The 13,017-nt window shown below is 72.2% G+C and carries 16 protein-coding genes; 9 read left to right on the top strand and 7 right to left on the bottom strand.

All coding sequences use genetic code 11. The features are described 5' to 3' along the window. Positions 1–97 precede the first annotated feature (97 nt). The 4 genes from ACFWRT_RS02400 (at position 98) to ACFWRT_RS02415 (ending at position 4,595) form a co-directional block, all read left to right on the top strand. Positions 98–1,480 (top strand): sensor histidine kinase, encoded by a 1,383-nt coding sequence (locus ACFWRT_RS02400; protein ID WP_380949430.1) that lies wholly within the window; start codon positions 98–100, stop codon positions 1,478–1,480. Further along, a complete protein-coding gene (locus tag ACFWRT_RS02405; RefSeq protein ID WP_380949429.1) occupies positions 1,477–2,166 on the top strand; it encodes a response regulator in 690 nt (229 codons plus the stop codon). Before ACFWRT_RS02400 ends, ACFWRT_RS02405 begins: the two co-directional genes overlap by 4 nt. Positions 2,167–2,295: 129 nt before the next feature. After that, complete coding sequence (locus ACFWRT_RS02410; protein WP_380949428.1) at positions 2,296–3,357, top strand: alpha/beta hydrolase; 1,062 nt, start codon at positions 2,296–2,298, stop codon at positions 3,355–3,357. Next, positions 3,354–4,595 carry an acyltransferase family protein gene (locus ACFWRT_RS02415; RefSeq protein ID WP_380949427.1) on the top strand — a complete coding sequence of 414 codons (1,242 nt, stop codon included), beginning with the start codon at positions 3,354–3,356 and terminating at the stop codon, positions 4,593–4,595. The genes ACFWRT_RS02410 and ACFWRT_RS02415 overlap by 4 nt, the downstream gene beginning before the upstream one ends. Positions 4,596–4,612: 17 nt before the next feature. On the opposite strand, the gene ACFWRT_RS02420 is transcribed toward ACFWRT_RS02415, so the two are convergent. The 3 genes from ACFWRT_RS02420 to ACFWRT_RS02430 form a co-directional block, all read right to left on the bottom strand. After that, on the bottom strand, positions 4,613–5,659 hold the full coding sequence (locus ACFWRT_RS02420; protein ID WP_380949426.1) for an aldo/keto reductase: 1,047 nt from the start codon (positions 5,657–5,659) through the stop codon (positions 4,613–4,615). Then, on the bottom strand, positions 5,659–6,165 hold the full coding sequence (locus tag ACFWRT_RS02425; protein WP_380949425.1) for a MerR family transcriptional regulator: 507 nt from the start codon (positions 6,163–6,165) through the stop codon (positions 5,659–5,661). The genes ACFWRT_RS02420 and ACFWRT_RS02425 overlap by 1 nt, the downstream gene beginning before the upstream one ends. 98 nt (positions 6,166–6,263) lie before the next feature. Further along, entirely contained in the window at positions 6,264–6,803 is a 540-nt protein-coding gene (locus ACFWRT_RS02430; protein WP_380949593.1) for a hypothetical protein, read from the bottom strand. A 147-nt stretch (positions 6,804–6,950) separates the two neighbouring features. Here ACFWRT_RS02430 and ACFWRT_RS02435 point away from each other — a divergent pair, with 147 nt between their 5' ends. After that, the gene (locus tag ACFWRT_RS02435; protein ID WP_380949424.1) at positions 6,951–7,766 is read left to right on the top strand and encodes a serine hydrolase domain-containing protein; all 816 of its coding nucleotides are present in this window, start codon (positions 6,951–6,953) and stop codon (positions 7,764–7,766) included. Here ACFWRT_RS02435 and ACFWRT_RS02440 read toward each other — a convergent pair. After that, positions 7,732–8,214: an ATP-binding protein gene (locus ACFWRT_RS02440; protein ID WP_380949423.1), complete on the bottom strand. Its 483-nt coding sequence runs from the start codon at positions 8,212–8,214 to the stop codon at positions 7,732–7,734. The two genes, ACFWRT_RS02435 and ACFWRT_RS02440, sit on opposite strands and share 35 nt — an antisense overlap. A gap of 84 nt (positions 8,215–8,298) precedes the next feature. Between ACFWRT_RS02440 and ACFWRT_RS02445 the strand changes: the two genes are divergently transcribed. Then, a complete protein-coding gene (locus ACFWRT_RS02445) occupies positions 8,299–9,123 on the top strand; it encodes a helix-turn-helix domain-containing protein (protein ID WP_380949422.1) in 825 nt (274 codons plus the stop codon). Further along, complete coding sequence (locus tag ACFWRT_RS02450; RefSeq protein ID WP_380949421.1) at positions 9,107–9,373, top strand: DUF397 domain-containing protein; 267 nt, start codon at positions 9,107–9,109, stop codon at positions 9,371–9,373. The genes ACFWRT_RS02445 and ACFWRT_RS02450 overlap by 17 nt, the downstream gene beginning before the upstream one ends. Before the next feature lie 71 nt (positions 9,374–9,444). Here ACFWRT_RS02450 and ACFWRT_RS02455 read toward each other — a convergent pair whose 3' ends face one another. The 3 genes from ACFWRT_RS02455 to ACFWRT_RS02465 are packed head-to-tail and all read right to left on the bottom strand — an operon-like array spanning position 9,445 to position 10,686. Beyond that, positions 9,445–9,624: a hypothetical protein gene (locus ACFWRT_RS02455; RefSeq protein ID WP_380949420.1), complete on the bottom strand. Its 180-nt coding sequence runs from the start codon at positions 9,622–9,624 to the stop codon at positions 9,445–9,447. An 11-nt stretch (positions 9,625–9,635) separates the two neighbouring features. After that, entirely contained in the window at positions 9,636–9,971 is a 336-nt protein-coding gene (locus tag ACFWRT_RS02460; RefSeq protein ID WP_380949419.1) for a hypothetical protein, read from the bottom strand. 58 nt (positions 9,972–10,029) lie between these two features. Beyond that, positions 10,030–10,686 (bottom strand): pirin family protein, encoded by a 657-nt coding sequence (locus tag ACFWRT_RS02465; RefSeq protein ID WP_380949418.1) that lies wholly within the window; start codon positions 10,684–10,686, stop codon positions 10,030–10,032. A gap of 123 nt (positions 10,687–10,809) precedes the next feature. Between ACFWRT_RS02465 and ACFWRT_RS02470 the strand changes: the two genes are divergently transcribed. Then, complete coding sequence (locus ACFWRT_RS02470; protein ID WP_380949417.1) at positions 10,810–12,009, top strand: PucR family transcriptional regulator; 1,200 nt, start codon at positions 10,810–10,812, stop codon at positions 12,007–12,009. 89 nt (positions 12,010–12,098) lie between these two features. Next, entirely contained in the window at positions 12,099–13,016 is a 918-nt protein-coding gene (locus ACFWRT_RS02475; RefSeq protein WP_380949415.1) for an ACP S-malonyltransferase, read from the top strand. Position 13,017: the final 1 nt, after the last annotated feature.

The raw sequence follows: 13,017 nt of genomic DNA on the forward strand, positions 1-13,017 counted from the left end.
CCCCGCCGCCCCGTACCCCGGTATGAGGCGGGCCGGGGGCGGGCAAGTCCCCGGTATGACGCGCGGGAGGCGCTCGCCCTCCTAGGCTGACCCGGCCATGTCCACTTCCCCCGCCGGGCCCCTGCCGCCCGCCGACGGCCTGCTGAGCGCCGCCCGCCGCAATCTGCGCGAGCTCGCCCACGGGCTGTCCCACGCGTCCCATCCGTCCACGCCGTTGCTGGCCCACGCCCCGAAGCGGTGGCAGCGGCTGCTTCCGTACGTCGTGGTCCTCGCGCTGGCCGCGACCTTCATCCCGGTCACCATCACCGTCCTGACCACGCAGTACGGCGTGCCCGGCGCGCTGGCGGGGGCGCTCGGCGTGGCCCAGGCGGCGCCGCTGCTGATGCTGGCCCACCGACCGCTCCAGGCGTGGTGGATCATCTTCCCCGCCGACATCCTGGGCGCGCTGGTGCTGCTGGCGCAGCCCGCCGACCCGAGCGACGTCTGGCCATGGACACCGCCGGCGATCGTCGCCTACCTCTTCCTGCTGCTGGCGCTCGGGCTGCGGGAGACGCGGCGGACCGTGATCGCGGTCTGGGCGGTGACGGGCACCGCCGGAGCCGTGCTGCACCTGATCGCACCGGACCGCAGCAGCGGGAGCGCCCTGCTGCTGACCATCCTCGGCGGGGTGGTGCTGGTGATCGGCGGGGCGGTACGGGAGCGGGGCGTGGCTCAGCGCCGGCTCGCCGAGCAGGAGACGATCAGCGAGGCCGAGCGGGCGCAGCGCACGCTGTTGGAGGAGCGGACGCGGATCGCGCGTGAGCTGCACGACGTGGTCGCCCACCACATGTCGGTGATCACCGTGCAGGCGGACTCCGCCCCGTACCGGATCAGCGGGCTGCCGAAGGCGGCCGAGGAGGAGTTCACGGCGATCGCGGCGGCGGCGCGGGAGTCGCTGGGCGAGATGCGGCGGCTGCTGTCGGTGCTGCGCAGCGAGGGGACCGAGGGCGACCGGGCGCCGCAGCCCGGCCTGGACCGGCTCCAGCAGTTGGTGGAGGCGACCGTGCGGGCGGGGCTGCCGGCGGAGCTGGCGCTCAGCCCGGAGCTGAGCCCGGGGCGGGGTTCCCGGCTGAGCGAGGTGCCCCCGGCGGTGGACCTGTCGGCGTACCGGATCGTGCAGGAGGCCCTGGCCAATGTCGTGCGGCACGCGCCGGGGGCCCGCACCCGGGTCCTCGTCGCGCCGGAGCGCGGTCACCTCCTCGTGCTCGTCGTCAACGAGCGCGCCGCCACCCGCGCTTCGCCGTTGGAGACGAGCGGGACCGGGCACGGGCTGGTCGGGATGCGCGAGCGCGTACGGTTGACCGGCGGCACGCTGGACACCGGCCCGCTGCCCGACGGCGGATTCCGGGTCGCGGCCCGGATGCCGCTGCCCCCGGCCGCCGCGCCGTCCGCTCCCTCGTCCGCCGCACCACCGACTCCCCTGCCTCCGGAGGATCTGTGACCATCCGCGTGATCATCGTCGACGACCAGGCCATGGTGCGGGCGGGGTTCGCGGCGCTGCTGGCGGCGCAGAGCGACATCGACGTGGTCGGCGAGGCGTCGGACGGCCGGAAGGGCGTGGAGGTCAGCCGCCACCAGCACCCGGATGTGGTCCTGATGGACGTGCGGATGCCGGAGATGGACGGACTGGCGGCCGCCCGCGAGTTGTTGAACCCGCCGATCGGTGTGGTGCACCGGCCGAAGGTGCTGATGCTGACCACGTTCGACGTGGACGACTACGTGTACGAGGCGCTGCGCGCCGGGGCATCCGGGTTCCTGCTGAAGGACGCCCCGCCCGCCGATCTGATCGCGGCGGTACGGGTGGTGGCGGCGGGCGACGCGCTGCTGGCGCCCTCGGTGACGCGGCGGCTGATCGCGGACTTCGCGGCGCAGCGGCCGTCGGGGGCGACGCGCGGCGGCCAGGCGCTGCGGCTGAACGGGCTGACTCCGCGCGAGACGGAGGTGCTGGAGCTGATCGCCCGGGGCCTCTCGAACCAGGAGATCGCGGGGCGTCTGGTGCTGGCCGAGCAGACCGTGAAGACGCACATCGGGCGGGTGCTGGCCAAGCTGGACCTGCGGGACCGGGCGCAGGCGGTGATCTTCGCGTACGAGTCGGGGCTGGTGACGCCGGGGGACGCGGGGGCCTGAACCTTCGCCCACCCCCTACCCCAGTAGCACATCGCAGTTGGCCCCCCGGTGTGACGCTCCCTCACCCATCTTCTTCCTACCTTCCTCACGTTCGCGCCGGTCGGTGCGGCAGCGGAGAGGGAGGGCACGATGCGCCGATACGCGAGGACCGTGGTCGCGTTCGCACTGGCTACGAGCGTGGTGACAGGGACGGCGGGCTGGGTCTCGGGGGATGCGCAGCAGGCGCTGACCGGGCCGCCGCCGGACACCACGTCGTGGCGGGCGGACCGGGTGCTGGGGGCGGAGCTGCCCGACCCGGAGCGTGCGACCCCCGCCGAAGTGGCCGCATTCTTCGACAGGTTGAGCACCAAGGAGCGGCAACTTCTGCTCCTCCGGCACCCGTCCGTCGTCGGAAACCTCGACGGCGCCCCGCTTGAGCTGCGTTACCGCGCCAACTCCCTCGCCCTCGCAACCGCCGATGACCCGCGCTACCGCTCGCTCGCCGCCCCCGGCCGCCAGATCCTCGCGTTCGACCCGCGCGGGCGCGGCCAGGTCGCCGAGGTCTTCGGGGACCTGCGCTCGGCGCACCGGGTCTCGGTGGTGGTGCCCGGCTCCGACAACGACGCCGGGACCTTCGACCGGGCGAACGATGTGTACGGGACGCCCGCCGGCATGGCCAAGTCCCTGTACGCGGAGGCCGGTCCGGACACCGCCGTCATCGCCTGGGCCGGGTACACCACTCCGGTGGGCGTCGGCATCGACGCGGCGACCGGGCGGCTCGCGGAGGCGGGCGCGGGGCGGCTGGCGCGATTCGTCGAGGGGCTCACCGCCGACGGGCTGCACGAACCGGCCGTCTTCTGCCACAGCTACGGCTCCGTCGTCTGCGGCCTCGCCGCCCACCGCCTGCCCGCCACCGACCTGGTGGTGCTCGGCTCCCCCGGGATGCGGGCCGACGACGTGGACGCGCTGCGGACCCGGGCGACGGTGTGGGCGGCGAAGGATCCGACCGACTGGATCGACGACGTGCCGAGCGTGCGGTTCGCCGGGCTCGGCCACGGGACCGACCCCACCGACCCGGCGTTCGGGGCCCAGCGCATACCGGCCGGCGACGCCCGGGGCCACACCGGCTACTTCGCCCCGGGCACGGACTCGCTGCGGGCCTTCGCGGCGATCGCGCGGGGAGCCACGACCGTGGAAGGGGCGGCCCGATGATCACGCACACCAGTACCCGCACGCGTGTGCACCGGCTCGGCGCCCTCGTCGAGGCCGCCACCCCCGCCCACCGGGACCGGGCCATCGACGGCCTGCGCGCCCTGGCGCTGCTCGCCGTGCCGCTCGGGCACTGGATGCTCGGCGGTTTCCGGCTCGATGCGGACGGGCTGCACAACGCGAGCCCGCTCTCGACGTTCGGGGCCTTCGCCCCGCTCAGTTGGGTGCTCCAGATGCTGGGGATCTTCTTCCTGGTCGGCGGGTATGCCTCGGTCCTCTCCTACCACCGCCGGCCCTCGACCGCGGCCGCCTGGCTGCGCGGGCGGCTGGTCCGGCTCGGTCGGCCGGTGCTCGGGGTGACCGCGGTGTGGGCGGTGCTGCTGGCCGCGCTGTCCTGGCTGGGCGTACCGGGCGACACCCTGCGTACGGGGTCGACGCTGGTGATCCAGCCGCTCTGGTTCGTCGGGGTGTACACCGTGGTCACCGCACTCACCCCGCTCTGCGTCCGCCTCGCGCGCAGGCTCGGCGGGTGGGCGGCGCTGCCGCTGCTGGGGTCGGTCGCGGTGGTGGACTTCCTGCGGTACGGGCCCTTCGCCGAGGGGATGCCGTCCTGGCTGAGCGTGCTGAACATCCTGCCGGGGTGGCTCTTCGCCTATCAGCTCGGCGTCTCGTGGGGCGAGGGGCGGATAGGGAAGCGGGGTGCGCGGCTGCTGCTCGTCGGCGGCGGGGTGCTCTTCGCCGTACTGCTGCTGGCGTTCCACTACCCGGCGTCGTTGGTGGGCGTGCCCGGTGAGGTGCGGACCAACTCGCACCCGCCGTCGCTGCTGGTGGTGGCGCTGGCAGCGGCGCAGAGCGGGGCGGCGATCCTGGTGAAGGCCCGGCTGGGGCGGGCGTTGCGCAGGCCGTTGCTGTGGGCGCCGGTCGTGGTGGTCAACCTGTCGGCGATGACCATCCTGTGCTGGCACCAGAGCGCGATGCTGGCCGCCGCCGTACCGGCCTCGTTGCTGGACGGGGGTACGGCAGCGGTGGCGGGGCTGACGACCGGGCCGGACACGGTGGGCTGGGTGCTGGCCCGGATCGTGTGGCTACCGGTGTTCGCGGGGCTGCTGGTGCTGATAGCCCGGTACACCCGCCGCTTCGACGCCCCCTGGAAGACGGGTACCCGCGCCGCGAACGCCCGCCGCGCGTTGGCGGGGGTGCTGGCGGCGGGGTTCGCGGTGTTCGCGCTGGGGCTGGCGTGAGGGGCGTGCCGGCCCGGCTACTCCCGCGCCGCCGACGTCATGCTCATGTCCGGGTAGCGGTCGCCCGCCACCTGGCCGGCGATCGGCTCCAGGAGGGCCAGTTCCTCGGGCGTCAGCGTCAGGCGGGTCGCCGCGACGTTCTCCAGGAGGCGGCTGCGCTTGCGGGTGCCGGGGATCGGGACCACCGTCAGGCCGTGCACCTGGGCCCGCTGCTGCACCCAGGCGAGGGCCACCTGCGCGGCCGTCACCCCGTGAGCGGCGGCGATCTTGTGGACCGGCTCCAGCAGGGCCGCGTTGGTGCGGGCGTTGTCGCCGGTGAAGCGGGGCTGGTGCTTGCGGAAGTCGCCCTCGCCCAGGTCCTTCCCCGCGTCGGTGAAGGAGCCGGTGAGGAAGCCCCGGCCGAGCGGCGAGTACGGCACGAGCGTGACGCCCAGCTCCACCGCCGCACCGAGCGCGCTCTTCTCCACGTCCCGGCTGAAGAGGGACCACTCCGACTGGAGGGCGGCGATCGGGTGCACGGCGTACGCAGCGCGCAGTTCGGGGCCGGTGACCTCGCTCAGCCCGATCTGCTTGATCTTGCCCTGCTGGATCAGCTCCGCCATCGCGCCGACCGATTCGGCGAACGGGACGGCCGGGTCGTGGCGGTGCATGTAGTAGAGGTCGATGACGTCGGTGTTCAGCCGGCGCAGGCTCGCCTCGACGGCGGTCCGGATGTAGGCGGGGTCGTTGCTCACGCCCCGGTAGCCGGGGTCGTCGGAGCGCACCAGGGCGTACTTGGTGGCGAGGGTGATCTCGTCGCGGTGGGCACCGATGAAGGGGGCGAGGAACTCCTCGTTGGCGCCGCGCCCGTAGACGTCGGCGGTGTCGAAGAGCGTGACGCCCGCCTCCAGCGCGGCGTCGAGGGTGTCGCGGGCGGAGAGCTCGTCGGTGTCGCCGTAGAACTCGCTCATGCCCATGCAGCCGAGCCCTTGGACACCGACCGTCGGGCCGCCCTCTCCACCCAGCTCGACGGTGGCGATGGTGTGCGTGTCGTTCGTGTTCGTGTTCGTGTCGTTGTCGGTCATCAGGCGCTGTGCCTCTCCGGCGCCGTGCGGGCGCCCGCGTAGAACTCGATCTTGTGGTCGAGGACGGCGAGGGTGTCGTGGAGTTCCGCGATCCGCGTGATCACATCGCGTCGGGTCGACTCCAGCAGTTCCTGGCGTGCCTCGAAGGTGGACTCGCCCTCACGCAGCAGCTCCGCGTACCGCACCATGTCGGCGACGGGCATGCCGGTCAGCCGCAGCTTGCCGACGAAGACCAGCCAGTCCAGGTCGCGGTTGGAGAAGCGGCGCTGGCCGGTGTGCGAGCGGTCGACGTGGGGCATGAGCCCGATCCGTTCGTACCAGCGCAGGGTGTGCGCGGTGAGCCCGGTGAAGGCGACGACCTCGCTGATCGTGTAGCTGTCCTTGCCCTCGGGCCGGGGGTGCGGCTTGGGGAGATCCGTACAGGCGTTCACCCCCGAGGAGGGCTGCGGCCGTGGTGGTGCGCCGGTCGCGGGGGTGCTCCGGGAGGTTCCGTCGATCACCGTCATGCCCTCCACGCTAAATCCTTGGAGTGCACTCGAAGCAAGCGAAGCCGGCAGGCAATCGGCGGGAAGGCCCGACGGGAGGAATCAGCGGGGAAGGGGGCTCAGAGTTCGTCCTCCGCCCGGGTCAGCGCGTCGGTGATCACCCGGGTGGCGAAGTTCGCGTCGTCGGCGATGCGGTTGATGTGCTCCGCGAGCAGGAATGCGGTGGCCTCCAAGGGGGTCATCTCCGCTCGCGTCCAGCCCCCGTACTGCTTGCGCCAGAGGCTGGGGCTCAGGCCGGTGCCCGCGGCGATGACCAGGCCGGCCATCGTGGGGACGGCTTCCGGGCGGATGCTCTTGGGCATCATGCGCATCGAGGCGACCAGGGTCGGGACCACGTACTCGATGACGTCCTTGTCGTGGTCCTCGTGGGCCTTCCGCAGCCAGGTCATGTACATGTAGATCAGCGTGCAGACGCCGTCCAGCAGGTCTTCGGCCCCGTCGGGGCCGAGCGACTCGGTGAACTGCGCCATCATCGCCTGCTGTTCGGCGTCGGTCTCCGCGTTACCCGCGTGGATGGCCCGGAGCCGGGAGTCGATCAGCATGAGGGCCCCGCCCACATCGCCTGCGGGAGCGTGCTGGGGGCCGTAGGCCGATGACACAGTGGACACGGAAACCTCCTCGTACGGCTGCGGTGCGCAGCGCCTCGCCTCCGCACAGTAGTCGGCCGAGGGGGCGGGAGTTGGTGACTTCGTCACCTTTCGGACGCGGTGAGGGAGCCGCCGCCGCGAACGTTAGGCTCGGGTCCCATGGAGAGCTTGCGGATCATCGACACCTGGCCCGTCCCGACCGCGGCGGCCGCCGTCGTACGGGCGGACGGCACCGTCCTCGGTACGCACGGCCCGACCGCCCACCGCTTCCCCCTCGCCTCGGTCACCAAGCCGCTCGCGGCCTACGCGGCTCTGGTGGCGTACGAGGAGGGGGCCGTGGAGCTGGACGAACCGGCCGGGCCCGAGGGCTCCACGGTCCGCCACCTCCTGGCCCACACCAGCGGCCTCGCCTTCGACGAGCACCGGGTGACGGCCCCGCCCGGCAACCGCCGCCTCTACTCCAACGCGGGGTTCGAGGTGCTGGGCGACCACATCGCCAAGGCGTCAGGCATCCCGTTCGCGGAGTACCTGCGCCAGGCCGTCCTGGAGCCGCTGGGCATGACGTCCACGACCCTGGACGGCTCCCCGGCCCGCGACGGCGTCTCCACCGTGGACGACCTGGTCCGCTTCGCCGCCGAGGTCCAGGCCCCCCGCCTGCTCGACCCCCGTACGGTCCTGGAGGCCCAGAGCGTCGTCCACCCGGGCCTCAAGGGCGTCCTGCCGGGCTACGGCCACCAGAGCCCGAACGACTGGGGCCTCGGCTTCGAGATCCGCGACTCCAAGTCCCCGCACTGGACAGGTGCTTCCTCCTCTCCGGCGACCTTCGGGCACTTCGGCCAGTCGGGCACGTTCCTGTGGATCGACCCGGTGGCCGGGCTCGCCTGCGTCGCATTGACGGACCGGGCCTTCGGACCGTGGGCGGCGGAGGTGTGGCCCCCCTTCACGGACGCGGTCCTGTCGGAGGCCGCGGGCTGAACCGGGCGCGGGCGCCCGTCGACTTCTTCCGGTCGACGCACTCGAACCACACGGTCTTGCCCGTGCCGTCCCAGCGCTTGATCACGCCCCAGTCGTCGGTGACGGCATTGACCAGAATCAGCCCCCGCCCGCCGTCGTCGAGTTCGTCGCGCTTGATCGCGAGCGGGATCGCCGGACTGTTGTCCGCGACCTCCACGCGTACGCCGTCCCCGCTCGGCAGCCGGAAGACGAAGGTCTGGCAGCGGCGCCCGGGCACGTGCCGCACCACGTTGGCGATCAGCTCGGTGAGTGCGAGTTCCGCCGCCGGGGCGAGTTCGAGCAGGTCCCAGGTGGTGAGGTAGAGCCGCATGATGCGGCGCAGATGGCGGGCGGAGTGCTCTCCCATGGCGAGGTCGGCACGGTAGACGGGCTCCCCTGGATCAATTCGGGGGATGGATACACGGTTCATGCTCCCAGCCTGCGATCACGTGGCTACGCTCGGCTACGCCGTGAACCGAACGCCCCAAGGCGTTGCACACCGGAGGTCCGTGCTGTGGCCAACATCCAGACGCTCGACCCGACCCTGTCCCCTCTCAACTACTTCGGCTCGGAGCTGCGCCGCATGCGCGAGGCGCTCGGCCTGAAACAGAACGAGTTGGGCGCGATGCTCTACTGCACGGGCTCGCTGATCGGCCAGATCGAGACGACGAAGAAGGTCCCCACCCGCCAGTTCGCGGAGGCCGTGGACCAAGCGCTGCGCGCGGAGGGGTACTTCTCCCGGCTGGTGGGGCTGGTCCTGCGAAGCCAACTGCCGAGCTGGTTTCGTCCGTACGCGGACATGGAGGCGAAGGCCACGTACATCTCCACCTTCCAGTCGCAGGTGGTCTACGGGTTGTTGCAGACGGAGGCCTATGCGCGTGCGGTCCTGGCCACGGGCATGCCCGACGACCTGGACAGCCTGGTGGCCGCCCGGATGGAGCGCCAGCGGATCCTGGAGCGGGAGCAGCCGCCGCTCTGCTGGGTGGTCCTGGACGAGGCTGTGCTGTACCGCCCCATCGGTGGCCACGAGGTGATGCGAGCCCAACTCGGCAGGCTGTTGGAGTTCGCCTCGAACCGCTGGATGCAGATCCAGGTGCTGCCGCTCGAGGCCGGTGAACACGCCAGCCTGGATGGTTCGTTCACCTCTATGCGCTTCGACGACGACCCGGACATCATCTACACGGAGGACCTCATCTCCGGCCACATGACGGCCAACCCCGACACGGTCAGGGAGAGCTCGCTCCGATACGCTCGTCTGCAGGCCACCGCACTCTCCGTCGAGAAATCGGTGGCGCGGATCAGCCGCGTGATGGAGGAGCGTTATGGAGACCGGCCCTGACCTGACGAGCGCGGAGTGGCGTAAGTCCAGCTACAGCGGATCCACGGGCGGCGAGTGCGTCGAATGCACCGTGACCGGCGGCGCCACCTGGCAGAAGTCCTCCTACAGCGGCAACACCGGTGGCGAGTGCGTCGAGATGGCCGCCGCCCCCTGCGGCTCCGTCCCCGTCCGGGACAGCAAGAGCCCCACCGGCCCCGCCATCACCATCGGCGCCCCCGCCTGGACGGCCTTCGTGGACGGGCTGCGCTGAGGCGCGTTCACACCGGCGCGGCCGCAGCGGCGGTACGGAGGCGACTCGCCTCCGTACCGCCGCTGCTGCTTTCAGAGGTCGGCAGCCGCCCGCTTCCGCCGGTCCTTGATCCTCTCCCCCACGAACCCGGCAACTCCTCCCCCGGCGAGCGGCAGCAGCGCCTGACTCGCCCAGCCGTCCCCGAGAAGGGCGGCCAGCCCCGCGGCCACACCCAGGACGCCGATGATGATCAGCACATCGGACAGCTTCACCGTTCGCCCCCTCACACTCCGGGCAACGGAAGCGCTATGCGTCGCCCCTGCCCGAACTCCTCGGCCTCATCATCGCTGACGATCGCGAACGCGCCTGCGGGGACCCCGGGCAGCGTGGCCACACGGGAAGCCAGGGCCAAGAGTTCCTCATCAGCGGCTCCGGTGACGAAGAAGACGTAGGCGTCCCCGTATTCCTCGCCCTCGTCATGGACTTCGATACCGCCCTCGTCCTCCAGGTCGACCAGGAAGTCCTCGACCTGGTCGATCCAGGGGTACGCGGAGGAGCCGTCCGGCAGGTCCGGCGTCGGCAGCATCGGCACGTGTATCTCGACGAGGGTGACGGTCATGGGGACATACTGCCCGCCGGCGCCGCCGCAGACCGCCTCCGGGCGTGCACCGAAGCCGTCAGCGCAGCTCCCAGACCAGCAGCTCCGCCGCCTCCGCCACCGCAGCGGCCTCCAGCCCCGCCGCGTCCGTGATCCGGGCCGCATCCCCCGGCCCCAACTCCTCACCGTCCAGGGCGACTCGGCCGCGTACCACATGCACGTACAGGCGCACCGCGTCCGGCAGCGCCGTGCGCTCGCCCTCCGTCAACCGGCGCACGTGCAGCATCGCGCCGGCCTGGGGCAGGGCGTACGGGGTCGAGTCGGCGATGCCGGGGACGACGGTGTACGCGGGTTCGCCGCCGGACTCCAGGGGGGCGAGCCACATCTGGAGGAAGGTCAACGGGGCCTCGCCGTCGTTGCGTTCGACGTGGCGGACTCCGGCGGCGGCGCTGAGGTGGGCGACGTCCCCGGCCCGTACGACGGTGGAGTGGCCGGCCGAGTCGCGGTGGGTCAGCTCGCCCTCCACCACCCAGGTGACGATCTCCGTATGGCTGTGCGGGTGCTCGTCGAAGCCCGTGCCCGCTGCGAGGTGTTCCTCGTTGCAGGCCAGGATCGGGCCGAAGCGGAGGTTGTCAGGGTCGTAGAAGGGGCCGAAGGAGAGGGCGTGCCGGGTCTCGATACCGGCGTCCGGCTCGCCGCCCCGGTAGCGGTCCTCGGACCGGTGTACGGAAATCACCCGGCCACGGTAGCCCGGTGGCCCCCTTTCCGGGACCGGCGCGGGCACCCCCGTACCGATCGGTAGGCGAGACCATCGCCCCGCCCCACCGATCCTCCGGCCCGATAAGGCAGTCTTGTCCTCGTGCCCCGACCCGATCCTGAGCATTCCGCCGCCCACGACGCCCACCTGCATGCCGCGACCCTGAAACGGCTGGAGCAGTCCTCCGGCCGGCTGGCCGCGAACGCGATTGCGCGCATGGACGAATCGCTGCCGTGGTACCGGGCGATGCCCCCGGAGAACCGGTCCTGGATCGGCCTGGTCGCCCAGGCCGGTATCGCGGCGTTCACCGAGTGGTTCCGGCATCCGGAGACCCCGCAGGCCATCTCGACCGATGTGTTCGGCACCGCGCCGCGTGAGCTGACCCGGGCGATCACGCTGCGGCAGACCGTCGAGATGGTGCGGACCACGATCGAGGTCATGGAGGCCGCGATCGAGGAGGTGGCCGCCCCGGGCGACGAGTCCCTACTGCGGGAGGCGCTGCTCGTCTACGCGCGGGAGATCGCCTTCGCGACCGCCCAGGTCTACGCCCAGGCCGCCGAGGCCCGGGGGGCGTGGGACGCGCGGCTGGAGTCGCTCGTGGTGAACGCGGTGCTCTCCGGCGAGGCGGACGAGGGGGCCGTCTCGCGGGCCGCCGCGCTGGGGTGGAACTCGCCGGAGCACGTCAGCGTCATCCTCGGCACCGCGCCCGACGGGGACAGCGAGCTGACCGTGGAGGCGATCCGACGGGCCGCCCGGCATGCGAAGCTCCAGGTCCTCACCGGGGTCCTCGGCAACCGGCTCGTCGTCATCGCGGGCGGCAGCGACAACCCGCTCCAGGTCGCGAAGGGGCTGATCGGGCCGTACGCGGCCGGGCCGGTCGTCGCCGGACCCGTCGTGCCGGACCTGCTGGCGGCCACCCGGTCCGCGCAGGCCGCGGCGGCCGGGCTGAAGGCCTGCCTGGCGTGGCAGGACGCGCCGCGCCCGGTGCTGGCGGACGATCTCCTGCCCGAGCGCGCGATGGCCGGGGACCCTGCCGCGCGGGACCAGTTGGTGGAGGAGATCTACAGACCGCTGGAGGAAGCCGGTTCGGCGCTGCTGGAAACGCTGAGTGTCTATCTGGAGCAGGCGAGCAGTCTGGAGGGGGCGGCGCGGATGCTTTTCGTCCACCCCAACACCGTGCGCTACCGGCTACGACGTGTGACCGACGTCACCGGATGGTCACCCTCCGATGTGCGCTCCGCGTTCACCCTCCGAATCGCTCTCATCCTGGGGCGCTTGGCCGCGGCGGATCCTCAATCCTAGACTTTTGTCGGACTTCAACAATTCCCCTGACGGTTCTTCGTCCCTGTCCCCACGGGCGTACGGGGCCGTCCACAAGAGAGAGTGTGAGGGTGCTCGTACTCGTCGCTCCCGGCCAAGGCGCTCAGACGCCCGGCTTCCTGACTCCCTGGCTCGACCTCCCCGGTGCCGCCGACCGCATCGCGGCCTGGTCCGACGCCATCGGGCTCGACCTTGCCCACTACGGCACGCAGGCCGACGCGGACGAGATCCGCGACACGGCCGTCGCCCAACCGCTCCTGGTCGCCGCCGGCCTGCTTTCGGCCGCGGCCCTGGACGCTCCCTCCCCCGACGTCGTCGCAGGTCACAGCGTCGGTGAGATCACCGCCGCCGCGATCGCCGGTGTCATCGACGACGAGGCCGCGCTCCGCTTCGTCCGGACCCGGGGACTCGGCATGGCCGAGGCCGCCGCGGTCACCGAGACCGGTATGGCGGCCCTGCTCGGCGGCGACCCCGCCGTGACGGTCCCGCACCTGGAGAAGCTCGGTCTCACCCCCGCCAACGTCAACGGGGGCGGCCAGATCGTCGCCGCCGGCACCGCGGCCCAGATCGCCGCCCTGGAGGCCGACAAGCCCGAGGGCGTCCGCCGGGTCGTCGCGCTGAAGGTGGCCGGCGCGTTCCACACGCACCACATGGCTCCGGCCGTGGAGAAGCTCCGCGCGGCCGTCGGGGACCTCACGGTCACCGACCCGACCGTGCGGTACGTGTCCAACGCCGACGGCCACACGGTCGCCACCGGCACCGAGGTCATCGCCCGGCTGGTCGGCCAGGTCGCGAACCCGGTCCGCTGGGACCTGTGCATGGAGACCTTCCAGGAGCTCGGCGTCACCGCGCTGGTCGAGCTGAGCCCCGGCGGCACCCTCACCGGCCTCGCCAAGCGGGCGCTGCCCGGTGTGAAGACGCTCGCGCTCAAGACCCCCGACGACCTCGACGCCGCCCGCGCGCTCATCTCCGAGCACGCAGGCGCCTAAG

Origin of the sequence: Streptomyces cyaneofuscatus (assembly GCF_042718795.1) — a bacterium.
GTDB classification, from domain to species: Bacteria; Actinomycetota; Actinomycetes; order Streptomycetales; family Streptomycetaceae; genus Streptomyces; species Streptomyces cyaneofuscatus_A.